Here is a 24059-nt window from a genome sequence, read left to right as displayed (position 1 = left end):
ACGAAGGGGTGTCGGATGATCTCCACTGCTGAACTGGCCGACGGCTTCGCCCGGTTGGGCGTGCGGCCGGGCACGGTGCTGCACGTCCAGGCGTCGCTGCGGACGCTCGGGCCGGTCGAGGGCGGTGCGGCCGGGGTGGTCGACGCCCTGCTCGAAGTCCTGGGGGAGGAGGGGACGTTGGTGGCGTTCACCAGCACCCCCGAGAACTCCTCGACCTCGCGGGTCCACCAGGCCGCGATCGCCGGGCTGACCCCGGCCGAGATCGCGGAGCACCGGGCGCGGATGCCGCGCTTCGACCCGGCCACCACCCCGGCCTCCCCGACCCTGGGCGCGCTCTCCGAAGTCGTCCGCACCCGGCCCGGCGCCCTGCGCAGCAGCCACCCGCAGACCTCCTGGGCGGCCCTGGGCCCCCGGGCGGAGGAGATCACCTCCCGGCACCCGCTCACCTCCCACCTCGGCCCCGACTCCCCGCTCGGGCGGCTGTACGAGCTGGACGCCCGGGTGCTGATGCTCGGCGTCGACATGGCCCGCTTCACCGCCTTCCACCTCGCCGACCTGCGCCAGGCCGACGTACGGCACCGCGAGTACGGCTGCGTCACGACGGACGGCTGGACGTCCTTCCGGGCGCCCGACCTGGACGACCTGCACTTCGCCGAGCTCGGCGCGGAGGTGCTCGCCGCGGCCGAGGGCGTCACCACCGGGCGGATCGGCGACGCGGACTGCCGGCTCGTCCCCGTCCGGGAGGCGGTCGACCTCGCCGACGGGCTGCTCCGGGCGCGGGCCCGGGCCCGGGCTTCGGGCTGAGGCCGCTGGGCCCTGGGCTGAGGCTGCCGGGCCCTGGGCCGAGGCCGTCGGGTCGGGCTCCTGGATCGCCGGTTCGGGCGGTCCGGGGTTCCTCCCGGGGTGTCGGGGCCGGCACCGCGCTCCCGGTCGGGCGACCATCGCGCCGAGAGCGGCGCCGAGCGGGCGTCCGGACGGGAGAGGTGCGGAATGGGTGGACTGAGGCGCGGTCAGGCTGTTGCGGCGGCGGTCGTGGTGGCGGCAGGGGCGGTGCTGGCGCTGCCCGGCGGCGCGTCGGCCGTTGAGTCGGTGGCCCCGAGGGCCGGGGTGTTCGCCCCGAAGACCGACTACCCGGTGGGGCACAACCCGCGCGCGGTGGCCACCGGGGACTTCACCGGCAGCGGCCGGGCCGACCTGGCGGTGGCGAACGCCGCCGACGGGACGGTGTCGATCCTGCTGAACGACGGCCACGGCCGGTTCGGCCCGCAGCGGATCTTCCCGGCGGGCCCCGGACCGACCTCCGTCGCGGTCGGCGACCTCCGGGGCATCGGCGTCCAGGACCTGGTGGTCGCCGACCAGGACGACAGCGGCGTCTCGGTGCTGCTCGGCAACGGGGACGGCACCTTCCAGGCACCCACCCGCTTCGCCACCGGCTCGCACCCGGACGCCGTCGCGATCGGCGACTTCCGGGGCACCGGCACGCTCGACCTGGCCGTCGCCAACCTGGGCGACTTCGGCGACGGCAGCGTCTCGCTGCTGCTCGGCAACGGCGACGGCACCTTCCAGACGCCGCGCACGTACTCCACCGGCACCGACTCCAACCCGGCCTCGATCGCGCTCGCCGACCTCGGCGGCAGCGGGCACCTGGACCTGGCGGTCGCCCTGGACGGCGTCAGCGAGGTGGCCGTCTTCCCCGGCAACGGGGACGGCACGCTCGGCGTCCCGACGGACTACCGGGTCGGGGGCGTCCCGTACTCGCTGGCCGCCGGAGACCTGCGCGGTAACGGCCGGTTCGACCTGGTGGTCGCGGACGGGGAGCACTCCGCCGTGGTCCTGCTCGGCAACGGGGACGGCACGTTCCAGCCGGCGCGGGCGTATCCGGCGGGCGGCGGGCCGGTCTCGGTCGTGGTGGGCGACTTCACCGGCCACGGCACCCCCGACCTGGCGCTGGCGACCGACGACAGCTCGGTGGCCCTGCTGCGCGGAAACGGCGACGGGACCTTCCGGGCGCCGGAGTTCTACCCGACCGGGTCCGGCGACGGCTCCATCCCGGACACCCTGGTGGCCGGTCGGTTCCGGCACCACGGGCGGCTCGACCTGGCGGTCACCAACGCCCAGGACAACAGCGTCTCGGTGCTGCTGAACTCCCACGGTCACCGCACGACGCGGGCGGCGGCTCCGTCCGGTGCGGACCGGCTCCGGTAGCGCCCGCTGCCCGCTGCAACGCCTGTGCATAGCGTTCACCCCCAGTCCATTGCAATGAATGGGCTGGGGGTCGTTGCATTCCCGGCAGAGTTGTTGCAATGATTTATGGGCGTTCACCTGCGACTATTGGTTAGCTGCGCGGGATGGCGATTGCCTGAACTGCGAACGCAACGTAGCGTTTCCCTTGTCAGAAAGCGGCGGGCCGCCGGGCCCGCGCCGCAGGAACGAAGGAGAGCACGATGCAGAAGTTCGCCACCCCCGCCCCGGTCTCGGCCGTCCTGGACATCCCCGCCGGCCGCATCCGGCTCATCGCCGCCGACCGGGCCGACACCGTGGTCGAGGTCCGGCCCGCCGACGCCGGGAAGAGTCGCGACGTGAAGGCCGCCGAGCGGGTCGAGGTCGCCTACGTCGACGGAGTGCTGCGGGTCGAGGCCCCGGAGGCCGGGAACCGCCTCCTCGGGAACTCCGGCTCCGTCGAGGTCACCGTCCAACTGCCCACCGGCTCCCGGGTCGACGCGACGGCCGCGCTGGCCGAGTTCCGGGGCGTCGGCCGCCTCGGCGACGTCACCATCGAGGCCGCGCAGGGCACCGTCAAGCTCGACGAGACCGCCGGTGCCCGCCTCGACCTCCAGGCCGGCGACATCGCCGTCGGCCGACTCGGCGGCCCCGCCGAGATCCGCACCCAGAAGGGCGACCTGCGGATCACCGAGGCCGTCCAGGGCGCCGTCACCCTGCGCACCGAGTACGGGCAGATCGAGGTCGGCGCCGCCCGCGGCGTCTCCGCCGCCCTCGACGCCGGAACGGCGCACGGCCGGATCCACAACGCGCTGCGGAACGCCGACGGCACCCCCGGCCTGACCATCCACGCCACCACCGCCTACGGCGACATCACCGCCCGCAGCCTCTGATCCGCCCACGGCTTCTGAACCGCCCGCAGTCTCTGAACCGCACTCCACGATCCGCGAGAGAAGGAACGACGATGAACGCCACCACCACCACCACCACCCAGGACCGTCCCGAACTCCACAAGGCCGCCCAGGACTTCGTCGACGCCGGCTTCGCGGGCGTCCAGCTGCGGGTCCACGACGAGAAGGGCGCGTGGACCGGCAGCGCCGGGGTGCACGAGCTCGGCGGGAGCGCGAAGCCCGCCACCGACGGGCAGTTCTGGATCGGTAGCACCACCAAGACCTTCGTCGCCGCCCTGGTGCTGCACCTGGTTGCCGACGGCCTGATCGACCTGGACGCCCCCGTCGCCGAACACCTGCCCCGGTTCGGCGGCCTGGACGGGCGGATCACCGTACGGATGCTGCTCCAGCACACCAGCGGCGTCCACAACTGCACCGGCGAGCTCGACGAGAAGGGCGAGTTCGTGCCCGGGCTGCCCTCGATCGGCAAGGCGTGGGTGGACAACCGCCTCCACGACTACCGGCCCGACGAGCTGGTCGAGTTCGCGCTGACGAAGCCGGCCCGGTTCGAACCGGGCTCGGAGCAGAGCTACTCCAACACCAACTACACGCTGGCCGTACTGCTGGTCGAGGCGCTCACCGGGCACACCTACGCCGAGGAGATGCAGCGACGGATCCTGCGGCCGCTCGGCCTGCACGACACCCTGGTGCCGGGCAGCCTCTCGGAGATACCCGGCCCGCACGCCCACGGCTACTACCGCTACCAGGACGGCGAGGAGTGGAAGGTCGTCGACGTCTCCCGGCAGAACCTCTCGCTGCTGTGCGGCTCCGGGGACATGATCTCCACCACCCGTGACCTCCAGGTGTTCTTCGCCGCCCTGCTCGGCGGCCGGTTGCTGCCCGGCGAGCTGCTGGACCAGATGCGGACCCCGCACGGGATGCTCGGCTACGGACTCGGCCTGTTCGTGCAGGAGTTGGGCCCGGACAGCGGCGACGTCACCATCGTCCACCACAACGGCGGCGCCCCCGGCGGCTACGGCGCCCTGATGATCGCCACCCCGGACGGCGCCAGGGTCCTCACCGCGGGCCTCACCACCGGCGACTCCGACCAGGACCCGGCCCAGACCTTCCCGCCCGCCCTGGAGCGACTGATCAAGGCGGTCTTCTGCTGATCCGGCCACGCCGGAGCAGCGCAGGACAGGCGCGCGCACGCAATGTATAAGTGACGGTACTCTGCGTGTTCATCGCGTGTTCTTGGAGGCCGAGGAACCATGAAGCGGTACTTCGCGGCGATCGGGGTGCTGGCGGCCGCCGGCCTGGGGGCGGGAGCCGCGCCGGCGACACCGCAGGGGGATGCGCCGCAGCGGATCGGCTACTTCGCGGAAGCACCCCTGCCCGATGGCGGGATCCCCGTCACGCAGCTCCCACCGGCAGCGCGGCAGCAGCTGAGCCCCCAGCCGTCGAAGGTCCGGACGGACACGCCGCGCGGCTAGAAGCTCAGGCAGGGAGCGCCCACGACGAACTACATCTACAAGTCGGCGGATGTCTGGGCCATCGAGGCGAATTGCGGGGGTTCCGACTGTCATGCGATCCAGCAGGTCAAGCTCGGGTTCAAGGAGTACATCTACAGCGGGGAGTCGCGCCGGTGGCGTCTGGAGCTGAACTCGTCGCCGTGGTCGGGGCCGAGCGGCTTCTCCGTCTCGTACTTCTACGAGTGTGGGGTCAACATTCCGAACGATGTCGACGAGACGTGTTCGACCTGGAGGTCGGATGGCGCCGATGGGCCGAGCTCGGGGGAGGCCCCGAACGGCACGGAGATCAACCGGTCCTTCGGCAGTACGGTCAAGACCACCAAGTTCCCCATGGCGAACCTCAAAGTTCGTTTCTCGGACGGCTCGACCGCCATCGGTGACGACGGCCAGGAGGGCGAGAAGTTCCGCGGGTGGGACGTGTGTGTGACTGCCGCGGACAGCACGCTGTGTCCGACCACCGGCCGCGGCGACTGAGCAGGGCGAGCGGAGGAGGCGGCGATGGCGAGTGAGCCGGCGGCGGCCGTACGGGTTCTCACCGGGCGGTACCGGGCGGTGCGGCCGCGAGTGGGCAACGGGCCTGGGCATCCTCCGGCGGAAGACGTCGAGACGGTCATGGGGTTCGCCTTCCGGGCGCCGTCGCTGTGGCGGCACGAGTACGGTGGCCGCGTCGCCGTGTCCGAGACCAATTTCCCCCCGTGGGTGGAGCCGGGCCTCTCCTTCCCCGGCGACGGCTGGCCGTGGAGGTTCGGCCCGGACCCTGCCCGGCTGGTCGTTCCCGCCCTGCCGGAGTTTCCGGCCGGGAGCCCGACGGAGCATGAAGGCCGGGCGGCGGTGCGGACCGAGATGGCCGGGCCCGAGGGGGTGACGCTGGACCTGGTGGTCGACAGCCGGACCGGGATGGTGCTGCGGGCCTCCGCGCCGGGAACGGCCTATGTCGAGGAGCTGTCCGAGCTCGCGTTTCCCGAGGCTCTGCCGGACGACCGGTTCGTCCAGCCCGAGGACGACGGCAGCGCCGACCGGGCCGAGCAGCTGCGGTGGGAGCGGATCCGGGAGCACTACCGGACGTGGCCGCTGCCGGTGCCCGCGTCCTGGCCCGGCCCGCTCGGGCGCCCGAGCCCGATCGACGGCGATCCCGACACCGGGTACGTGGTCGTGGACCTCGACAACGAGCCGTCGCCGGGCGCGCCGACGGTGGCCCAACTGGTGCGCCAGCCCCTGGAGGAGCCGCCGTACTTCGAAGGATGGGCCAGGGACCCTGGACACCACCTCCAGCGGTGGCGTGACGCCCGGTGGCAGTGGACGCTGGTGCTGTCCGACCACCCGCTCACGGTCGAGCAGTTGGAGCGGGTCCGCCGGGAACTGGCGAGCGCCGAGTAGGAGTTGTGCGCGGGAAGTCGGCCGGTCCGACTTCCCGCGCACAAGGACGGCTTGCTCAGCCCCTCGGAGTGAACCAGCTGAGTTCGAGGATGGCGTCGTTGTAGTCGGCGTCGTCGCCGTTCTCCGCGACGACCACCATCAGGTGGTAGTTGCCGATGTCGTACGGGCCACCGCTGTTGAGCTTGCTCGCCTTCCAGTTGCCGTCGGCTTCGCTGTACTCGAAGGTGGCGACGAGCTGACGCGGACCGGTGATGGTCTCCGCCCCGGAAATGGTGTTGCGCTCTCCGGTCCCGGTGAAGAGGTAGTCCACCTCACCGTCCTTGCTGGTGACCGCGACCTTCTGGGTGAAGGACGAGTTGGTCTTCGCCTTGATGGCGACCTTTGCGCCGTCGGGGAGACTGATCTCGGCCTTGTTGTCCTTGACGAAGACGTACGCGTCAGACACTTCGGACTCCTTCGGTTCGGCTGGATCCCAGCACAGGGTGGTGACTCTGAGTTCTCAATAGTGATCGAAAGTGATCGCCGCTCAGCGTAGCCAGCAGAGAGCCGGAGGAGGCGGAGTCACGGAATCCGGGACAGGGGCAGCTCGACAGTGGTAGGCGGAGCGCCGGGGTGTTCAGGAAGCCGGGGCGGCGGTCTCCAGGGTTCGGCGGATCACTTGGATCCCCTGGTCGACCATCGCGGCGATGGGCTCCGCCAGGCCGTGCGGCTGCACGTCGGTGACCCAGACGAAGCGGCTGCGACCGCCGGGTTCGGCGAACACCTGCATGGAGGCGTGGTGGTGGGCGACGTCCATGGAGCCGCCGACCACCGAGTAGGCGATGCGCCGGAGGTCGTCGTCGAGGGAGACGATCAGCTCGTGCACCACCGTGCCGTCCGCGAAGGTCACCACCCGGACATCCCCCTCGACCCGGGTGTCGACCACGAATGCGGGGGCGAGCCGGTGATGGACCTCGCCCCAGTCGTGGATCGCCGCCCAGATCCCCTCGGGGTCGGCCTCGATCAGGACCTCTCGGTGCACGGTTGCCATGGGGGTACTCCTTGTCTGGGTGGACGGTCAGTTGGCGGTGGGCGCGGTGGCGGTCGCGGCGGCGGTCGCGGCCGGGAGCAGGCAGAAGGGGTGGCCCTGGGGGTCGGTGAGGACGACCCACCGGCCCTCGCCCGGCTGGAACTCCGGACGGGACGCGCCGAGGGCGAGCAGCGCCTCGACCTCGCCCTCCAGGTCGGCGACGGTGAAGTCGAGGTGCAGGTGCCCGCTCCCCTCGGGCCACTGCGGCGCCTGGTAGCCCTCGACGCGGACGAAGGCCAAGCCCGTCCCCGCGCTGCCCGCGCTGAGGGAGGCGAAGTCCTGGTCGCTGTAGGTGAGTTCCCAGCCGGTGGCGTGCTGGTAGAAGGCGGCGAGCGCGACCGGGTCGGCGCAGTCGACGACCACGGTGGTGAGCTGTGCGAGAACGGGCATGAGCGGACTCCTGAATCGTGAACGACCGGAAGCCTTACGGGCTTCGGTGAGGAGCCTCGCCCAGCAGCCCCGCCCCGGTCTTGAACATCCTTGCGTGGCTGTCAGACCCGGTGCGTAGCGTTCGAAGAGTGCTCACCGCCGACCCTGTCGCCACCCGCCCCGGCTTCGCCATCAGCGCGGTGTCCTGCCGGTCCGACCACAGCCGCTGGTCCGCGCCGGAGGTACGGGCCGACTACCGGGTGGTGCTGGTACGCCGTGGAAGGTTCCGCAGAACGGCTGGCGGCGCGCCCGCCGACATCGACACGGCCCTCGGCTACGTGGGCGTCCCCGGCGAGGAGGAGAGCTTCGCCCACCCCGCCGGGGGCGACACCTGCACGTCGATCAGCGTGACGCCGCACCTGTGGCGCTCCCTGGCCGGGGACGGGGCTGGACCGGCCGCACAGACGCTCTATACGGACCCGAAGCTCGACCTGGCGCACCGGCGCCTGCTCGCCGCCGGTCGGTCGGAGGACATCGACTACGCGCTCGCCGAGGAGCTGGTGGGGCTGCTCTCGACGGCCATCGGCCGCACCGTCGCCGGGCGGACCTTGGTGGGCGACGCGGCAGCCGAGCGCGACCGGAGCCTCGTCGCGGCCGCCCGCGAGGCGATCACCGAAGCGGACCCGGCCGCGGGCACGCTGTTCGGGCTGGCCGAGTCGCTCGGAGTGTCCCCGTACCGCCTGAGCCGGGCCTTCCCGCGCCACCTCGGCGTCTCGGTGACCCACTACCGCCACCGCGTCCGCATCGGCCAAGCCCTCGACCGCCTGGAGGCCGGCGAGACCAGCATCAGCACCCTCGCCGCCGAGCTCGGCTATGCCGACCAGGCCCATCTCACCCGCACCATGCGCCAGCACCTCGGCCACACGCCGACCGCCCTGCGGCGGCTGCTGAGCCCCGAGCCTGGGCTTAGACGATGAAGTGGTCGAATTCGCCGGCCTTGGCGCCCTGGATCCAGGCGTTGAGCTTGGCGCGGGTGGTGGTGACGATGGTGGAGGGGTCGTCGGACTCGCGGAGGTAGATCAGCTCACCGGCAGAAGCGATCTCGACGCAGTTCGCCTGGTCGCTGCTGTAGCTGGACTTCTGCCAGTTGAGCTGGTGCATGGCTATCTTCCCTGGACCTTGTAACGGATGTGCTGGATCAAACCCAGTGAGTCGCGCCGGGCTGGCGATGACTCGGATGTTGCAGCCGACAGGAGAGGAAGTGCCAAGCCCCTGAGCCGGTCGAACTTCCGGTCAAATGTTGTCACGACCTCGGGGTCTCCAATGAAGTCGGACCCATGGGGGTGTTCGAGCAGAACTGTGTCAAGCCGGGTGTGAGCCCCACGAATGAGCAGGAACGGAGTGTCATTCGAAGCGTATGTGGTGCAGTCGAACGGGAGGATCTGAATCGTCACGTTCGGCAGCCTGCTCATCTCGATCAGATGGGTCAGCTGATCCCTCATGACCGTCGGCCCGCCGTACATCATGTGGAGGGCGGCCTCATGGATCACGGCCCGATAGGGAGGCGCATTCGTGCCGGTCAGCAGCTTGTGGCGCTCGTAGCGGAACTCGACCTTCTTCTCGTTGTATCCCTGGATGACCTCACTGTAGGCCTTGGTCTGCAAGAGCCCCGGGATCAGGAGAGATTCGTAGTTGTTCAGGGCGGTAGCGCAAGCCTCTGACTCGGCGAGATCGAGCGCACTGCGCGTCATGTGGTGCTTGAACTCGGTCCACCAGCCCTTGCCCGAGCTCTCGCTCATGGCGATGAGGCCGGCCCGGTACTCGGGGTCCGTGACCTTGCAGATGTCGAACCAGGCGTTCAAACGTTCAGTGTTGAGGCCAAGCCTGCCGGCCTCGGTGTGGCTGATGTTCGGACCCTTCACTCCCAAGGCCTCGCCGATCTCCAACGCCGAGAGGCCTGCGGCGTCTCGAAGTCGGCGAAGTTCCTCGCCGAAGCGGCGTTGGCGCTCGCTGATGCCAGTCCTGAATCCCATGGGCAGGTCCTTCCCGCGATCTATGCCTACGGAAAGTGTAGGGGCATGTGCGGAGTGTGTTGCAGAGTTGAGGCAGATTCACTTACAGTTCCAAGCACATACCGTCGATCAGACGGATCGTCAGTAGTGTTTGGGAGACTCCCCATGTGTGACCCCAACCTCAACTCCCCCTCCCTCCTCGTATCCCGCGAGCTGTTGCGCGAGGCCATGGCGCGCGCCGGGTACGGCCTCTCGGCGATCGCGGACGCCGAAGTCGCCCTTGCCGAACTGATCGTGAACGCCTGGAGGCACGGCCGGACCCCCTCGCCGGCCGTCGTCATCTCCATCGAATCCCGCACCCTCCGGGTTGACGTGGCTGACCTCAGCCCCCTCCTCCCCGAGCGCCGCAGGCCCACCGAACTCGCCGAGTCCGGCCGTGGGTTGCAGCTGGTGGAAGGCCTCACCCACCGGTGGGGCGCCGAGCCGCAGAAGATGGGCAAGCGGGTCTGGTTCGAGCTGTCGCAGGACGGTGGCGCCGCGTGAACGCCCTCCACCCCATCCACCCGGCCGATCCGGCGATCCACCACCTCACCGGCCCGCAGCTCACCGAACTCATCGTGGAACTCCGGACCGAGGGGCGCGAGTTCGGCATCCTCTGGCCGTCCGCCAAGCCGGGCGAGACCGTCCTGAACGGCCGGGTGCTCGTCGACCTGGGCAACGTTCCCGCCAGTACCGTGATCAACCTCCTGGCGCTGCTGCGCGAGTTCAAGCGACACCGGAGCTGAGTGCCAAGTTTGCTACCGCCGGAAAAGGAGCTTGACCTCAAGTCGGCTTCACCTCCTAGCGTCGGTCCTGCCGAAGTGATCGACGCGAAGGGGAGGGATCGGCCGTGGAGTACTCGCACAGCGATGCCGAATTGATCAAGCAGCCCATCGGCTACTGGAGTTGGGCCGCGTACAAGGCCGTCGTCAACCGCACCCGTGGGGCGCTGGCCGAGTTCGGCACCACGCAGCCGCAGTGGTGGGTGCTCGCCCAGCTCGCCCGGGCCGAGGAGCCGAGGACCCGAGATGAGGTCTCCGCCGTACTGCGCGACTACCTCGACACCGGGCAGGACGCTCTCGGTGCCGAGATCGACGCGACCGTCGAGCGCGGCTGGGTCGCCGAGTCCCCCGGGGGCCGGCTCGTACTGACCTCCGAGGGGCGGGAGTTCTTCGACCGGCTCGCCGCTCTCCAGGACGAGCTGTGGGCCGAGCGCCACGCGGACATCTCCGACGAGGAGTACCTGACCACGCTGAAAGTCCTGCAGCGGTTCGTCCACAACACGGGCGGGCAGGCCTGGCACCACTGAGCGCAGGGGGCCGGACTGTCCGACCCCGTTCCTAGGATCGGCGCCATGCCCGACGCCTTCACCGTCCTGTGGACCCACGACACCTGCCGTTTCCTCCGCAAGGGGGGCCGGGTGGGTGAGCGGCCGCCCGTCGCCTACAGCGGGGTGCACCAGTCGCTGCCCGCCTGGTCGACGGCCAAGGCCGGGGACGAGGTGTACGCGCTGCACGTCAGCCGGTGCGAGGTGTTCGTGGTCAGCCGGATGCGGATCGTCGACCGGGAGCGCGGCGAGTGCTGCGGCGCCGCCCGAGCGACCTGGCAGGACCCGGCCTTCCCGGGGCACGATGCCTGGTGGATGCTCGGCGCGGGCGGCTGCGGGGCCGAGGCCGTCCACGTGGACGGGACGCCCGTGCGCTTCGACCAGCGGATACCGGGGGAGCTCCTCGGGCAGCTCACCTGGCGCAACCAGCGGGGAAAGCTGCGGGGGTTGAAGCACCTGGTGGACGGGCGCCTCGAACGCTCCGTCAGCCTCCAGGGCTTCTACCGGCTGACCCCGGAGTCGGCCGACGAGCTCGCGGAGCTCGTCGGCCCGTGAGCCGGACCGCTGTGCACAGGAAGTCGGACCGGCCGACTTCCTGTGCACAGCGGCGATCAGGGTCCGATTCGCCCGGCGAGGTTCAGGGCCACCGCGATGTGGCTGTACCCGGGGAGGGACGACCCGACGGCCTTCTCGAAGCGGACGACGTCCGCGATCCCGAGCTTCTCCCCGCCGGGGAGGGTCCGGTTCGACGTCCACAGGAGCAGCCGCAGCTGCTCGTTCTCCGCGCCGAGCATCGCCGCCGAGGGCTCCAGCGGCTTGCCGTTGGCGGCCCGCCACTCGGCGACCTCGGCCCAGAAGGCGGCCACGGTGTCCCAGCAGACCGCGGCCCGGGGGCCGAGCAGGAGCCGGGTCTCCGCGGGAGAGCGGAACGCGTCCAGGCCGTGGGAGGCGAGGTTCTGGAGATCCTCCAGGAAGGTGACGGCGAACGCGTACTCGGCCTCGTCCGCCAGCAGTTCCTCGATCAGTGCCAGGACCTCGGCCGTCCCGCCGTGATCCCGCCGGGCGACCCGGAAGGCGACCTGCCGGCAGACGTCCAGGTCCTCGTCGGCGTCCACCGAACGCGGGTCGACACCCGCGAGGTCGAGCAGTCGTGCCGTCCGCCCGACCGGCCGTCGGCGCCAGGGGAAACGCATGGTGTTCCTCTCCGCCGAGGCGGTGGTGAGCATGATCGTCAGTGCCGGGGAAGCATGGCACGGTGTTCCACGCGGGCTGCGGGCGGGAGGGGCTCCGGGGGAGTCGTCAGCGGTGCCGCTGCCACTCGGCGCGGGTGAGCTCGTACTCGACCTCGCCGTGTTCGGAGCCGGGGATCGCGTCGGGCCAGTCGCCGGTGAAGGTCCGCAGGAACGTCAGGCCGGACTTCTCCATCACGCGCCGGGAGCGGGAGTTGACCGTCATGGTGTTCGCGGTGACCCGTTCCACGCCGAGCTCGGTGAAGCCCTTGTCGATCAGCGCCCGTGAGCCCTCGGTGGCGTAACCCTTGCCCCAGGAGGCCTGGTTGAGCCGGTAGCCGAGCTCGACGACGGCCGGGTCGTGGTCGGTCAGCGGGCGGAACTCGAACCAGCCGAGGAAGGTGCCGGTGGCCTTCTCCTCGGCGGCCCAGAAGCCGCGGGTGCCGGTGCACGGGTGGTCGTGGAGGAGCCGGGGGAGGACCTTGGCCTCGACCGTCTCCCGGCCGGTCGGCTCTCCGCCGTTGATGAAGCGCATGACCTCGGGATCGTTGTCCAGCGCGAGGAGGTGGTCGGCGTCGGCTCCGGTGAATGGACGCAGGACGAGTCGCTCGGTCTCAAGGAACACATGCATGGCGCGATCCTGTCCGTCGGCGAACGGGTGTGCCACCGGATATCCGGCGGCCCACCGGCCCGCGCAGGAAGTCGGACGGGCCGACTTCCTGCGCGGGGACGGGATCGGACAGCGGGGGACAGCGACCCGCAGGGTGACAGCCGTCAGCCCGTCACCGGTTCCAGGCGGAGGCGCTGGTGGGGCCAGGGGGGCGGCTCCTCCGTCGGGCCGAACCAGACCCGGACGTCCTCGCCGGTGCGGACGGGGAGGGCGGGGAAGTCGTTCTCGGCGTGTTCGGTGCGGTGCAGGGCGTGTTCCGGGGCGAGGTGCCGGGCGGCGTACGCGTCGAAGGCCTCGAAGGCGGCCGGGTCGGGATGGCAGACGGTGGCGAGCACCTCGCGGGCACCGGGCGGCGGGAGGAAGCCGGGGCCGCGCAGCAGCAGGACGTCGTCGCTGTCGATCATGGTGGCGTTGGCCGCGTCGCGGTGCGCCCGCCAGACCGGTCCGCCGTAGAAGGCCTCCAGGGACCGGCGACGCGCGGCCATGTCGGGGAAGGCGCGCAGCCAGACGAAGCGGTCCGGGTGGCCGAGGTCGCGGAAGCGGCCGCCGAGAGTGATGCCGACGGCCTCCTGCCCGGTCACGAACTCCCGCTCGAAGAGCTCGATCAGGGTGTCCCGGGCGCCGGGGTGCAGGGTGTACCGGCGCAGTTCGACGATCGGGTTCACGGCGATCGGGTTCACGGCGATGGGGTTCACGGCGACGTGGTTCATGCGGCGAGCCCGTCGAAGGCCGCTCCGGTGCGGGTGAGGTCCATCGTCCAGTTGAGCTCCCAGCTGCGGCCGCCGTCGGCGGAGAACTCCTGCTCCCAGCGGGCGGCGTCCGGGCCGAGGCGGTACCAGGTGAAGTGCACCCGGATCGGGCGGCCGCCGTAGGTGTCGTCGCCGTGGAAGTCGCCGCGGTCGCCGGTGAAGCCGCCGGTCACCGGCGGGTCGAGCCGGCCGGTGCGGCTGTCGGACCAGAAGATCGACCACTGCCGCGCCTCCCGGTCGTACAGGCGCAGGGTGGCGCCCCGGCGGCCGAGGGTGGGGAAGGCGATCTCGTCGATGTTGCCCGCGCCCCCGAACAGTGGCCGGATCACGGCCTCGCCGGGGAACTCCTCCCAGGTGTCGCCACCGTTGAGCGGGGTGCTGAGCGGGGCGGTGAGGCGGCGGTTGGCCACCCGCCAGGTGCCGTGCAGGAAGTCGAAGTCGTTCGTGCCGTTCATGTGCCGCAGGCTAGGAGCGGTCCACTGACATCCACTGTCAGTGAATACTGCTCGGTATGCGCGCGAGTCGACTGGTCACCCTGCTCCTGCTGCTCCAGAACCGGGGCCGGATGACCGCCCGGGAGTTGGCGCAGGAGCTGGAGGTGTCCGTCCGGACGGTCTACCGGGACGTGGAGGCGCTGGCCGCCGCCGGGATCCCGCTGTACGGCGAGGCCGGGCACGAGGGCGGCTACCGGCTGGTCGACGGCTACCGGACCCGCCTCACCGGGCTGACCGCCGAGGAGGCCCAGGCCGCGTTCCTCGCCGCGCTCCCGGGCACCGCCGCCGACCTCGGCCTCGGCGGGGCCCTCGCCACCGCCCAGCTCAAGCTGCGGGCCGCGCTGCCCGCGGAGCTGCGCGAGCACGCCGGGCGGATCCAGGAGCGCTTCCTGCTGGACGCCCCCGGCTGGTACGGCCGCGCGGACGAGACCCCGCACCTGGCGGCCGTCGCCGCAGCGGTGTGGGCGCGCCGGGCGGTGGTGCTGCGGTACCGGCGGTGGCGGGCGCCGGAGGAGATCGAGCGGCGGGTGGAGCCGTACGGGCTGGTGCTCAAGGCGGGCCGCTGGTACCTGGTGGCCGGCGGGCCGTCCGGGACGCGGACCTACCGGGTCGACCAGGTCATCGAACTTCGGCCGCTGCCGGAGCAGTCCGCCGTGCCGGAGGGCTTCGACCTCCCGGCGTACTGGCAGGCCCACCTGGCGGACTTCCGGGCCCGGCTGCACACCGGGGAGGCGCTGGTGCGGCTCACCCCGGAGGGTGCCCGGCGGCTCGGCGTGCCGCCGGGGGAGGGCGGCTGGACGCAGGCCCGGGTGCCGATCGAGTCGGTCGACCACGCGCACGGGGAGTTCCTGCGGCTGGGTGCCGACATCGAGGTGCTGGAACCGGCCGAACTGCGCGAGCGGATCGCGGGGACGGTCCGGGCGCTGGCCGCCCGCTACGGGAGCGCCGACCCCGGGAGGTGATGGCCCGGAGCCGCCCAGAGTTGCCGGGAGCCGCCCCGAGCCGCCCGGAGCCGCTCAGGGCCGCCCGTAGCCGCCCGGAGCCGCTCAGAGCCCGACGAAGTGGTCGAACTCGCCGTCCTTGGCGCCCAGGATCCAGGCGTTGAGCTTGACCCGGGTGGTGGTGACGACCAGGTCGGGGCGGTCGGACTCGCGGATGTAGACGAGCTCCCCGGCGGAGGCGATCTCCAGGTACCTGGCCTCACCGGCGCTGAAACTCGACCGCTGCCAGTTGAGCTGGTCCATGTGTGCTCCTCCTGATCGTTCACCACAGCCGCAACGAGGGTACTGCTCCACGCAAGAGGGCAGCGGCACCGTTTCGGTCATGTCAATTCGTGCGGGTCGCTGTGCTATTCCATTGGGGTGTCAGTCGTTCCTACACTGAGACCCCGCCGCACGGGGGCTGCGGGAGCCAGGTTGCCGACGGGCCCGGGGGAGGCACGTGTGACTGACCGGGGCTGGGACGAGGACGAGGCCCGGCCGTACTTCTTCCTCTCCTACGCGCACACGCCGAAGTCCGGTGCGCGGGGCGCCGGCGACCCGAACCACTGGGTGCGCCAGCTGTACCGGGACCTCTGCGAGGCGGTGCTCCAACTGACCACCGTCCCGGCCGGGGTGCCGGTCGGATTCATGGACGAGTCCATGCACCAGGGCGAGTTGTGGGCCGAGCGGCTGTCCGAGGAGCTGGCGACCTGCCGGGTGTTCGTGCCGCTGTACTCGCCCCGGTACTTCAACAGCGTTCCGTGCGGCCAGGAGTGGCACGCCTTCACCCGCCGCCCGGTCTACCCGGCGACCATGGAGGTGGAGCGCACCAGCGGCATCGTCCCGGTGCTGTGGGCGCCGATGAGCCGCTACCGGCTGCCCCAGGTGGCCAGCGAACTCCAGTTCAACCACGCGGGGTTCGGGCCCGACTACGCCACCGAGGGCCTGTACGCGCTGATGAAGCTCAGCTACTTCCGGGCCGCCTACGAACTGGCCGTGCACCGGCTGGCCGCGCGGATCGTCCAGGTGGCGGAGGAGACGGTGATCCCGGTCGGGCGGCGGCTGGAATTCAACGGGCTGCCCAGCGCGTTCAACGTGTCCGCCCCGACCAAGCAGCTGCGGATCTCCGTACTCACCTACCACCAGGGCGAGTTGCCGCAGGACCGCAACCCCGACTTCTACGGCGCCCGGCGCACCGACTGGCACCCGTACCGGCCGGCCGGCTCGCCCATCGCGCAGCACGCCGTACGGCTGGCACGGCAGTTGGGGTTCCAGCCGACCGTGCACGAGTTCGACGACGAGGTGGAGTCCATCATCGAGGGCAACGCCGAGGCCCCCGGACTGCTGCTGCTGGACCGGTGGGCGCTGCGCGACCCGCGCCGCCGGGAGCTGGTCCGCCGCTTCGACCGCTCCGACGCCACCTGGGTCAGCGTCCTCGAACCGTGGAACACCGAGGACCGGGAGTGCCTCGAACGGGACGGCGAGTTCAGCGGGCTGAGCGACCAGACGCTGCGCAAGACCCGGCGGGCCGGGCGCCCGAGCTTCCTCGGCGTGACCGGCCCGACCGGGCTGAACAGCCTGGAGGACTTCGACGACGCGTTGCCCCGCGCCGCGATGAAGGCCAAGTACGCCTTCGAGAGCCGGACCAGGGCCGAACCGGAGGAGCCCCCGGCGCCCCGGCCGAGCCTGCGCGAGGCCTTCCGCCGCGGCCCCGGGGGCTACGGGCCGGACGGCTTCGGCGGGCACCGCACCGAGCCCTTCGGCCCGGACCCCTTCGACCGCGACCACGACCCCGACCGGGACGACCGCGACGACAGCCCCGGCCGGGACGACAGCCCTGGCCGGGAAGGCCGCGCCGCGCGGGACGACTACGGCGCCGGCGAGGAGCGCACCGTCCGGCTCTCCCGTGCGGACTACGCCGCCCCGGAGGAACGCACCGTGCGGCTCTCCCGCGAGGACTACGGAGCCCCCGACACCAGGACCGCCCCCGAAGCCCGCGCCGTCCCCGACCCCCGGACCGTCCCCGACCCCCGCGCCGCCCGCGAGGACCGCACCACCCGTATCACCCGCACCACCCGCACCACCCGTGACGACCGCACCGCCCGTGACAACGATCGCCCCTACCGCAACGACCGTGACGACGGCGATGACCCCGATGCTGGGATGGCGCCCTTGGGAGGACCGCACCGATGAGCGACAACACCACCAGGAACCTGCGCCTCGGCGCCGCCGAACTGGCCGCCACCCGCGAGGCCGCCCGGCAGGCCGCCGAGCAGGACCGCCAGGGCCGGATCATCACCTTCTACTCCTACAAGGGCGGCACCGGCCGCACCATGGCCCTCGCCAACACCGCGTGGATCCTCGCCGCCAACGGCTTCCGGGTGCTCACCGTCGACTGGGACCTGGAGGCACCCGGCCTCGCCAAGTTCTTCCACCCCTTCCTGGACCCGGCCTCGCTGGCCGGCACCACCGGGATGATGGACCTGATCGCCGAGTACCGCGAGGAGGCGCTGCGCCCGGTCGAGCACGCCGAGGGCTGGCACCTGGACTTCGCCCGGGTGCACCCGCACGCCCTCTCGCTCTCCTGGCCGCACTTCCCGGCCGGCGGCAGCCTGGACTTCCTCTCCGCCGGCCAGTTCAACCGGGACTACTCCGAGGCCGTCACCCACCTCGACTGGGACATCTTCTACGACCGCTTCGACGGCGGGCAGTTCTTCGACGCGCTCAAGGCCGACATGGCCAAGCGCTACGACTACGTGCTGATCGACTCCCGCACCGGCCTGTCGGACATCGCCGAGATCTGCACCGTGCAGATGCCCGACGACCTGGTGGTCTGCTTCACCCTCAGCGACCAGTCCATCGACGGCGCCTCCCGGATCGCCCAGCACATCCACGACCGCTACCGCGACCGCGGCATCCGCATCCTGCCCGTCCCGATGCGCATCGACGAGGGCGAGAAGGAGAAGGCCGACGCCGGCCGCGCCCTGGCCCGGGTCCGCTTCGACGGCCTGCCCGCCGGCCTGGGCAGCGAGGAACTCGCGGGCTACTGGGGCTCGGTGGAGATCCCGTACCGGCCGTTCTACGCCTACGAGGAGATCCTCGCCACCTTCGGCGACCAGACCGGCACCCCCACCTCGATGCTGGCCGCCTGCGAGCGCCTCACCTCGATGATCACCGAGGGCCGGGCCGCCGGCCTGCCGCCGATGGACGAGGAGGTGCGGCTGCGCTACGTGGACGCCTTCACCCGCCGCCGCCCGTCCGTGCCCGCCGACCTCTACCTGTCCTACGTGCCCGAGGACCGGATGTGGGCGGACTGGATCGAGTCCGTGCTGACCAGGGCCGGCTTCCGGGTGCTGCCGCGCGACCTCAGCGCCGGCACCGACCCGCGCGAGGAGACCGAGCGCGGCATCGACTCCGCCTACCGCACGGTCGCCGTCCTCTCGCCCGCCTACCAGCGCTCCCCGCAGGCCCGGGCACTGTGGGAGTCGGTGGTCAACTCCGACCCCTCCGGCACCCGGCGCCAGCTGCTGCCGGTGCGCGTCGGCGACGTCCGGCTCACCGCGCCGTTCAGCAACCGCAACCCGGTCGACCTGGTCGGCCGCGACGAGAACCAGTCCATCCAGAGCCTGCTGCGCGCCCTCGGCCGCGGCGACGCCGTGCTCGGCGACGCCCCGGCCGGCGGCCCGCGCTTCCCCGGCAGCAAGCCCTCGGTGTGGGACGTCCCGCCGCGCAACCCCTCCTTCACCGGCCGCGCCGCCGTCCTGGAGCAGCTGCGCAACCAGCTGCGCGGCGGCATGGCGGCCGTGCTGCCCACCCCGCAGACCCTGTACGGGCTCGGCGGCGTCGGCAAGACCCAGGTCGCGCTGGAGTACGCCCACCGCTTCATGTCCGACTACGACCTGGTCTGGTGGATCGACGCCGAGCAGACCGAACTGGTCGCCCCGGCCCTCGCCGAACTCGCCCGCCGCCTCGGCCTGCGGGTCGGCGACTCCGTCACCGAGGCCGCCGAGGCCGCCCGGGAGGCGCTGCGCCGCGGCGTGCCCACCTCGCGCTGGCTGCTGATCTTCGACAACGCCGACGAGCCCTCCGAGATCCGCCGGTTCTTCCCCGGCGGCTCCGGCCACATCCTGGTCACCTCCCGCAACCAGGCCTGGACCGGGCACGCCGAGGCGCTGGAGGTCGACGTCTTCACCCGCGGCGAGAGCGTCGAGCACCTGTGCCGGCGCGCCCGCAGCCTCTCCCGCGCGGACGCCGACCGGGTCGCCGAGGCCGTCGGCGACCTGCCGCTGGCCGTCGAGGTGGCCGCCGCCTGGCTGGACACCACCGGCACCCCGGTGGAGACCTACGTCGCCCAGCTGCACGCCGAGGCCGCCCGCGCCCTCGCCGTCGACCACCCCACCGACTACCCCACCCCGGTGGCCGCGACCTGGAACGTCTCGATCGGCCGGCTGCGCCAGCAGTCCCCGGCCGCCGTCCGGCTGCTCCAACTGTGCGCCTTCTTCGCGCCCGAGCCGATCTCGATGAACCTCTTCTACAGCGATCAGATGATCCGGGCGCTGGTGAAGTACGACGCCGACCTCAGCGACAAGTTCATGCTCGGCAAGGTCATCCAGGCGATCGGCCGGTACGCGCTGGCCAAGGTCGACGCCGGCAGCAACAGCTTCCAGGTGCACCGCCTCGTCCAGGCGGTGATCCGGGCCGGGATGACCGACGACGAGCAGGAGATCGCCGTCCACGAGGTGCACCGCATCCTCACCGGCGCCCGGCCCGTCCTCGGCGACACCGACGACCCGGCCAACTGGCCCGCCTTCGACGAGATCTGGCCGCACCTGTCGCCCTCCAAGGCGCACAACTGCGACGAGGCCGACACCCGCCAGCTGCTCATCGACCGGGTCCGCTACCTGTGGAAGCGCGGCGAACTCGACCGCGCCCGCGACCTCGGCCACGCCCTCGACGCCGAATGGACCAGCAAGCTCGGCGAGGACGACCGGCAGACCCTGCTGCTGCGCTTCCAACTCGCCAACGTGCTGCGCTCCCAGGGCAACTACGCCGAGGCCCTGGCCCTGGACGAGGCCACCCTGGAGCGCCAGCGGGTGCTCCTCGGCGAACACCACCCGTACACCCTGATGACGGCCGGCTCGCTCGGCGCCGACCGGCGGGCACTCGGCCGCTTCCAGGCCGCGCTCGACCTCGACCAGGAGATCCTGGAGCAGTTCCGCGAACTGTTCGGCGACGACAACCCGCGCACCCTGTCCATGGCCAACAACCTCGCCATCGACTTCCGGCTGGTCGGCAACAGCGAGGCCGCCCGCGAACTCGACCAGGAGACCCTCGACCGGCGCACCGCCGTCCTCGGCCCCAAGCACCCCTACACCCTCTCCACCAAGTCCAACCTGGCCCGCGACCTGCGCGAACTCGGCGACTACCGCGGCTCGGTGGACCTCCTCCAGGAGGTCACCTCCGACCTCGGCGACGTCCTCGACCCGGACCTCCCGGAGAACCTGCGCAACGCCAAGTCACTGGCCGTCTCACTGCGCCGGATCGGCCAGCTCGCCGAGGCCCGCCGGATCACCAAGGAGACCTACGAGCGCTACCTGGAGCGCTACGGCGCCGACGCCCCCGACGCGCTCGCCTGCGCGCTCAACCTGGCCGCCGACCACAGCGCCTCCGGCGACAAGGAGGCCGCCCGCGACCTCTGCTCCACCGTCTTCGAGGGCCACCGGCGGCTGTTCGGCGACGAGCACCCGTTCACCCTGGCCTGCGCCAACAACCTGGGCATCTACCTGCGCGGCAGCGGCGACGTCCAGGGCGCCATCGAGCGCGGCCGGCTCACCGTCGACGGACTGACCCGCTCGGTCGGCGCCGAGCACCCGTACACCCTCAACGCGGTGATCAACCTCGCCAACGCCTACGGCGACGACGGGCAGGCCGACCTCGCCGAGGCGCTCGGCCGGGCCGCCTACTCGGGCCTGTGCGGACGGTACTCGCCGCAACACCCGGACGCCGTCGCCTGCGAGGCCAACCTGGCGATCACCCTGCGCTCGGCCGGCCGGCACACCCAGGCCGCCGAACTGCGCGCCCGGGCGATCTCCGAACTGATCCGGCAGTTCGGCGAGGAGCACCCCAACACCGTCTCCGCCCGCGGCTGGAAGCGGATCAACCGCGACCTGGAGCCGCAGCCCGTATGACCGGACGAGGGGCGGGGTACGCTGCCGAGCCATGAGTACCCTGCCCCCCGTCCTGGTCACCCGGCACCCCGCGCCCGGCGTCCTGGAACGGCTCACCGACCGGTACGCCGTCACCGTGCGCGAGACCGACGAGGAGCTGGACCGGGCCGAACTGCTCGCCGCCGTCCGCGGCCGCCGGGCCGTGCTCACCACCCTCAACAACCGGGTGGACGCCGAGTTCCTGGACGCCGCCGGCCCCCAGCTGGAGATCGTCGCCAACCACGCCGTCGGCTACCACAACATCGACCTGGCGGCCTGCGCCGAACGCGGCGTCGTCGTCACCAACACCCCCGGCGTGCTCACCAACGCCACCGCCGAGACCGCCTGGGCGCTGCTGCTGGCCGCCGTCCGCCGGCTCGGCGAGGGCGAGCGGCTGCTGCGCTCCGGCACGCCGTGGACCTGGAGCCCGAACTTCCTGCTCGGCCTGGAACTGGCCGGTACCCCGCTCGGCGTGCTCGGCATGGGCCGGATCGGGCAGTCGGTGGCCCGCCGGGCCGCCGCCTTCGACATGCCGGTCGGCTACCACAACCGCCGCGCCCTGCCGCCCGAGCAGGCCCACGGCGCCGAGTGGAAGCCGCTGGAGGAACTGCTCGCCACCTCCACCGTGCTGGTCGTCACCTGCCCGTGCACCGAGGAGACCCGGCACCTGCTGGACGCCCGCCGGCTGGCCCTGCTGCCGCCCGGGGCGGTGGTGGTCAGCATGACCGCCGGCGTGGTGGACGAGGAGGCGCTGGCCGCCGCGCTGGAGTCCGGCGCGCTGTTCGCCGCCGCCGTGGACAACTTCGAGCACGAGCCGGACGTCCCGTCCGCGCTGCTCGCCCAGGAGCGCGCGGTGCTGGTCCCGCACCTGGGCAGCGCCACCGTGCGGACCCGGCAGGCGATGGGCGGCCTGGCGGTGGACAACATCCTCGCGGTGCTGGGCGGCTCCGAACCGCTGACCCCGGTGAAGCGCTGACCCCGGTCGAGCGCTGACCGGCCGGGCGCTCGGAGCCGCTACCCCGCCGCCCAGGCCAGCGCCGTGGTCATCACCCGGAACGCCCCGAAGTGCGCGGCGCCGGGCTCCAGGAAGAGCTCGGCGCCCGGTACGTGGTCGGCCAGCCAGCGGGAGTGGTCCACCGGCGAGAACTGGTCGTCCGCGCCGTGCCACAGCCAGGTCGGCACCCCGATCGACCCGACGTCGAAGCCCCAGTCGGCGGTGAAGGCCAGGACGTCGTCGATCCAGCCGTCCGCGCCGTGCCGGAACGCCTCCCGGTAGTTGCTCTGCAGCATCCGGCGCAGCCCGCTGTCCGCCACCACCTCCCGGTCGGCGGGCGACAGTTCGGTGCGCAGCCCGTTCAGCAGCCGGACCGGGTCGTCCTTGATCTGGCGGGAGCGGAACTCCATCGCGTCGGCGATCCGGCCGTGCCCGCGCTCCGCCTCCCGGTAGGCCCGGACGTTGGACGGGGTCATCCCCGCGTACCAGTCCAGGCCGGTCGCGTTCCGCGGCGCCAGCCCCACCAGCACCGCCACCCGGCTGACCCGCCCCGGCAGCATCGCCGCGCAGGCCAGCGCGTGCGGGCCGCCGCCGGAGCGGCCCAGCACCGCGAAGTCGCCCAGCCCCAACTCGTCGGCGATGGTGCGCACATCGGCCGCCGCGTGCGACACCCGGCGGCCGAACAGCCGGGTCGAGTCGCCGTAGCCCGGCCGGTCGTAGGAGATCAGCCGCACCCCCAGCCGGTACAACACGGTGCTGCGCGGATGCGGCCCGACCCGACTGCCCGGCATGCCGTGCAGCAGGAACACCGGACGGCCGCGCGGATCGCCGAGGGACTCCACGGCGAGGGCGCGACCGTCCGCCGCTTTGACCATCCGTAACGCCACGCGTTCCTCCTCAGTGCTCCCGGTCGGTGGTGGTGCGCACCTCCCGGCGGGCCTGCCAGGTGGTGTGCTCGCGGGACACCGCGTCCTCGGCGTCCCGGGCCAGCCGGGCCCAGAGCTCCTCGGCGTCCATCGACTCCAGGTCCAGCCGGGCGAGTTGGAGGCGGATCAGCTCCAGCTCCTCGGCGGCCAGCCCGTACGCGGCGGCCAGCGGGCGGTACTGGCGCAGCTGCGCCCAGGCGGTGACCGAGGCGGCCACCGCCGACACCGTGCCCAGCGCGTCGTAGGTGAAGGCGCCGAGCGCCCGCAGCACCGCCAGCGCCAGGCCCAGCGCCGGCAGCAGCACCCCCAGGACGTCCGTCCAGTAGCCGGCCCGGGCGCAGTAGCGGGCCTTGCCGCGGTACCAGTCGTGCTGCACCCGGATCCGCTCGTTCAGGTACACCTCGCGGCGCACCGCCAGCGGCTGCCCGCGCAGGTCGCGCATGGCCGGGGTGATGTCGACCCCGGTCGCCGGCACGGCCACCGGGCCGCCCCGGAACGCGCCCAGCACCCGGGCGAGTTGGAAGCGGTACAGGCCCTCGGCGTCCGGCAGGCTGTGCGGCGGCGGCTGGTAGGCGTCCGCCCGGACGGCGAACTTCCAGGCCAGCGTCTTCACCGACTCGGCGGCCGCCCGGCCCTCGTACCAGAGGCCCTGCGGGTTCTGCCGGCCGATCACCACCGCCAGCGCCACCGCGCCCAGGTAGGCCGCGGCGGCCGCCCAGGCCCACGGCTCGCCGTCGGCCGAGCCGGTCGCGGCCGCGACCAGCAGCAGGAGCAGCTCCCAGGCGGAGAGCAGCACCGAACGGCGCTGGCCGCGCAGCGAGGCCGCGTCGGCGGCCCAGAAGAACTCGGGCAGCAGCTCCCGCTCGCGCACCCACCCGGTCCGTCCCGCACCAGACGCCATGCTCGGCCCCCACCCGTCGCTCCGGTCCCTCCGCTCTCCTGCCCCGGGCGGGTCGCCGGTACGCCTGGCCGCGGC

General features: G+C 72.2%; 28 protein-coding genes. 16 read left to right on the top strand and 12 right to left on the bottom strand.

All coding sequences use genetic code 11. From position 1 onward, the window contains the following. Positions 1 to 15: 15 nt before the first annotated feature. The 7 genes from ACFV8H_RS13275 (at position 16) to ACFV8H_RS13245 (ending at position 6019) form a co-directional block, all read left to right on the top strand. A complete protein-coding gene (locus tag ACFV8H_RS13275) occupies positions 16 to 804 on the top strand; it encodes an aminoglycoside N(3)-acetyltransferase (RefSeq protein ID WP_380399188.1) in 789 nt (262 codons plus the stop codon). Positions 805 to 990: 186 nt separating this feature from the next. Further along, entirely contained in the window at positions 991 to 2205 is a 1215-nt protein-coding gene (locus tag ACFV8H_RS13270; protein ID WP_380399186.1) for an FG-GAP repeat domain-containing protein, read from the top strand. Between the two features lie 239 nt (positions 2206 to 2444). After that, entirely contained in the window at positions 2445 to 3113 is a 669-nt protein-coding gene (locus ACFV8H_RS13265) for a DUF4097 family beta strand repeat-containing protein (protein WP_380399184.1), read from the top strand. 71 nt (positions 3114 to 3184) lie between these two features. Beyond that, positions 3185 to 4282, top strand: coding sequence for a serine hydrolase domain-containing protein (locus ACFV8H_RS13260; RefSeq protein ID WP_380399182.1), 1098 nt, complete (start codon positions 3185 to 3187; stop codon positions 4280 to 4282). Between the two features lie 99 nt (positions 4283 to 4381). Beyond that, complete coding sequence (locus ACFV8H_RS13255; protein ID WP_380399180.1) at positions 4382 to 4603, top strand: hypothetical protein; 222 nt, start codon at positions 4382 to 4384, stop codon at positions 4601 to 4603. 369 nt (positions 4604 to 4972) lie between these two features. Next, on the top strand, positions 4973 to 5116 hold the full coding sequence (locus tag ACFV8H_RS13250) for a hypothetical protein (RefSeq protein ID WP_380399178.1): 144 nt from the start codon (positions 4973 to 4975) through the stop codon (positions 5114 to 5116). A 198-nt stretch (positions 5117 to 5314) separates the two neighbouring features. Beyond that, positions 5315 to 6019 (top strand): hypothetical protein, encoded by a 705-nt coding sequence (locus ACFV8H_RS13245; RefSeq protein ID WP_380399176.1) that lies wholly within the window; start codon positions 5315 to 5317, stop codon positions 6017 to 6019. Between the two features lie 55 nt (positions 6020 to 6074). On the opposite strand, the gene ACFV8H_RS13240 is transcribed toward ACFV8H_RS13245, so the two are convergent. From ACFV8H_RS13240 to ACFV8H_RS13230, 3 genes are all read right to left on the bottom strand, one after another. Next, positions 6075 to 6464: a fucose-binding lectin II gene (locus tag ACFV8H_RS13240; protein ID WP_380399174.1), complete on the bottom strand. Its 390-nt coding sequence runs from the start codon at positions 6462 to 6464 to the stop codon at positions 6075 to 6077. 171 nt (positions 6465 to 6635) lie between these two features. After that, complete coding sequence (locus tag ACFV8H_RS13235; protein ID WP_380399172.1) at positions 6636 to 7049, bottom strand: SRPBCC family protein; 414 nt, start codon at positions 7047 to 7049, stop codon at positions 6636 to 6638. A 27-nt stretch (positions 7050 to 7076) separates the two neighbouring features. Continuing rightward, positions 7077 to 7478 (bottom strand): VOC family protein, encoded by a 402-nt coding sequence (locus ACFV8H_RS13230; protein WP_380399170.1) that lies wholly within the window; start codon positions 7476 to 7478, stop codon positions 7077 to 7079. Between the two features lie 128 nt (positions 7479 to 7606). On the opposite strand from ACFV8H_RS13230, the gene ACFV8H_RS13225 reads away from it, so the two are divergent. Further along, positions 7607 to 8434 (top strand): helix-turn-helix domain-containing protein, encoded by an 828-nt coding sequence (locus tag ACFV8H_RS13225; RefSeq protein ID WP_380399169.1) that lies wholly within the window; start codon positions 7607 to 7609, stop codon positions 8432 to 8434. On the opposite strand, the gene ACFV8H_RS13220 is transcribed toward ACFV8H_RS13225, so the two are convergent. Further along, positions 8424 to 8618 carry a DUF397 domain-containing protein gene (locus ACFV8H_RS13220; RefSeq protein ID WP_380399167.1) on the bottom strand — a complete coding sequence of 65 codons (195 nt, stop codon included), beginning with the start codon at positions 8616 to 8618 and terminating at the stop codon, positions 8424 to 8426. The two genes, ACFV8H_RS13225 and ACFV8H_RS13220, sit on opposite strands and share 11 nt — an antisense overlap. A 2-nt stretch (positions 8619 to 8620) precedes the next feature. Then, positions 8621 to 9490 carry a helix-turn-helix domain-containing protein gene (locus ACFV8H_RS13215; RefSeq protein WP_380399165.1) on the bottom strand — a complete coding sequence of 290 codons (870 nt, stop codon included), beginning with the start codon at positions 9488 to 9490 and terminating at the stop codon, positions 8621 to 8623. A gap of 144 nt (positions 9491 to 9634) precedes the next feature. On the opposite strand from ACFV8H_RS13215, the gene ACFV8H_RS13210 reads away from it, so the two are divergent. The 4 genes from ACFV8H_RS13210 to ACFV8H_RS13195 all read left to right on the top strand — a co-directional run bounded on the left by ACFV8H_RS13210 (position 9635) and on the right by ACFV8H_RS13195 (position 11390). Then, complete coding sequence (locus tag ACFV8H_RS13210) at positions 9635 to 10012, top strand: ATP-binding protein (protein WP_380399163.1); 378 nt, start codon at positions 9635 to 9637, stop codon at positions 10010 to 10012. Then, entirely contained in the window at positions 10009 to 10254 is a 246-nt protein-coding gene (locus ACFV8H_RS13205) for a hypothetical protein (protein ID WP_375888509.1), read from the top strand. Before ACFV8H_RS13210 ends, ACFV8H_RS13205 begins: the two co-directional genes overlap by 4 nt. 104 nt (positions 10255 to 10358) lie before the next feature. Further along, complete coding sequence (locus ACFV8H_RS13200) at positions 10359 to 10817, top strand: MarR family winged helix-turn-helix transcriptional regulator (protein WP_380399161.1); 459 nt, start codon at positions 10359 to 10361, stop codon at positions 10815 to 10817. Positions 10818 to 10862: 45 nt separating this feature from the next. Then, positions 10863 to 11390, top strand: coding sequence for a hypothetical protein (locus ACFV8H_RS13195; RefSeq protein WP_380399159.1), 528 nt, complete (start codon positions 10863 to 10865; stop codon positions 11388 to 11390). Positions 11391 to 11446: 56 nt separating this feature from the next. Here the strand turns inward: ACFV8H_RS13195 and ACFV8H_RS13190 are convergent, their stop codons facing one another. The 4 genes from ACFV8H_RS13190 to ACFV8H_RS13175 form a co-directional block, all read right to left on the bottom strand. Next, a complete protein-coding gene (locus ACFV8H_RS13190) occupies positions 11447 to 12061 on the bottom strand; it encodes a hypothetical protein (RefSeq protein ID WP_380399157.1) in 615 nt (204 codons plus the stop codon). Positions 12062 to 12134: 73 nt separating this feature from the next. After that, positions 12135 to 12695: a GNAT family N-acetyltransferase gene (locus ACFV8H_RS13185; RefSeq protein WP_380399155.1), complete on the bottom strand. Its 561-nt coding sequence runs from the start codon at positions 12693 to 12695 to the stop codon at positions 12135 to 12137. A gap of 143 nt (positions 12696 to 12838) precedes the next feature. After that, the gene (locus tag ACFV8H_RS13180) at positions 12839 to 13444 is read right to left on the bottom strand and encodes an NIPSNAP family protein (RefSeq protein ID WP_380399154.1); all 606 of its coding nucleotides are present in this window, start codon (positions 13442 to 13444) and stop codon (positions 12839 to 12841) included. Beyond that, positions 13441 to 13938: a hypothetical protein gene (locus ACFV8H_RS13175; protein ID WP_380399152.1), complete on the bottom strand. Its 498-nt coding sequence runs from the start codon at positions 13936 to 13938 to the stop codon at positions 13441 to 13443. Before ACFV8H_RS13175 ends, ACFV8H_RS13180 begins: the two co-directional genes overlap by 4 nt. A gap of 56 nt (positions 13939 to 13994) precedes the next feature. On the opposite strand from ACFV8H_RS13175, the gene ACFV8H_RS13170 reads away from it, so the two are divergent. Further along, positions 13995 to 14939: a helix-turn-helix transcriptional regulator gene (locus ACFV8H_RS13170; RefSeq protein WP_380399150.1), complete on the top strand. Its 945-nt coding sequence runs from the start codon at positions 13995 to 13997 to the stop codon at positions 14937 to 14939. Positions 14940 to 15023: 84 nt separating this feature from the next. Here the strand turns inward: ACFV8H_RS13170 and ACFV8H_RS13165 are convergent, their stop codons facing one another. Further along, on the bottom strand, positions 15024 to 15221 hold the full coding sequence (locus ACFV8H_RS13165) for a DUF397 domain-containing protein (RefSeq protein WP_375888879.1): 198 nt from the start codon (positions 15219 to 15221) through the stop codon (positions 15024 to 15026). A gap of 198 nt (positions 15222 to 15419) precedes the next feature. Between ACFV8H_RS13165 and ACFV8H_RS13160 the strand changes: the two genes are divergently transcribed. From ACFV8H_RS13160 to ACFV8H_RS13150, 3 genes are read left to right on the top strand one after another with little or no spacing between them, the layout of a single operon-like run. After that, positions 15420 to 17150 carry a TIR-like protein FxsC gene (locus tag ACFV8H_RS13160; RefSeq protein WP_380399148.1) on the top strand — a complete coding sequence of 577 codons (1731 nt, stop codon included), beginning with the start codon at positions 15420 to 15422 and terminating at the stop codon, positions 17148 to 17150. After that, on the top strand, positions 17147 to 21145 hold the full coding sequence (gene fxsT, locus ACFV8H_RS13155) for an FxSxx-COOH system tetratricopeptide repeat protein (protein ID WP_375888884.1): 3999 nt from the start codon (positions 17147 to 17149) through the stop codon (positions 21143 to 21145). Before ACFV8H_RS13160 ends, fxsT begins: the two co-directional genes overlap by 4 nt. A gap of 31 nt (positions 21146 to 21176) precedes the next feature. Beyond that, positions 21177 to 22139 (top strand): 2-hydroxyacid dehydrogenase, encoded by a 963-nt coding sequence (locus ACFV8H_RS13150; RefSeq protein ID WP_375888887.1) that lies wholly within the window; start codon positions 21177 to 21179, stop codon positions 22137 to 22139. 38 nt (positions 22140 to 22177) lie between these two features. Here ACFV8H_RS13150 and ACFV8H_RS13145 read toward each other — a convergent pair whose 3' ends face one another. Together ACFV8H_RS13145 and ACFV8H_RS13140 are read right to left on the bottom strand one after the other, a co-directional pair. Further along, on the bottom strand, positions 22178 to 23032 hold the full coding sequence (locus ACFV8H_RS13145) for an alpha/beta fold hydrolase (protein WP_375889199.1): 855 nt from the start codon (positions 23030 to 23032) through the stop codon (positions 22178 to 22180). Between the two features lie 22 nt (positions 23033 to 23054). After that, positions 23055 to 23954 (bottom strand): DUF4231 domain-containing protein, encoded by a 900-nt coding sequence (locus ACFV8H_RS13140; RefSeq protein ID WP_380399145.1) that lies wholly within the window; start codon positions 23952 to 23954, stop codon positions 23055 to 23057. Positions 23955 to 24059 lie beyond the last annotated feature (105 nt).

It is taken from the genome of Kitasatospora sp. NPDC059827 (assembly GCF_042731675.1).
In the GTDB taxonomy this organism is placed as follows: domain Bacteria; phylum Actinomycetota; class Actinomycetes; order Streptomycetales; family Streptomycetaceae; genus Kitasatospora.
The sequence above is the reverse complement of the archived record's forward strand: the minus strand, read 5'-3'. Positions and strand labels throughout refer to the sequence as shown.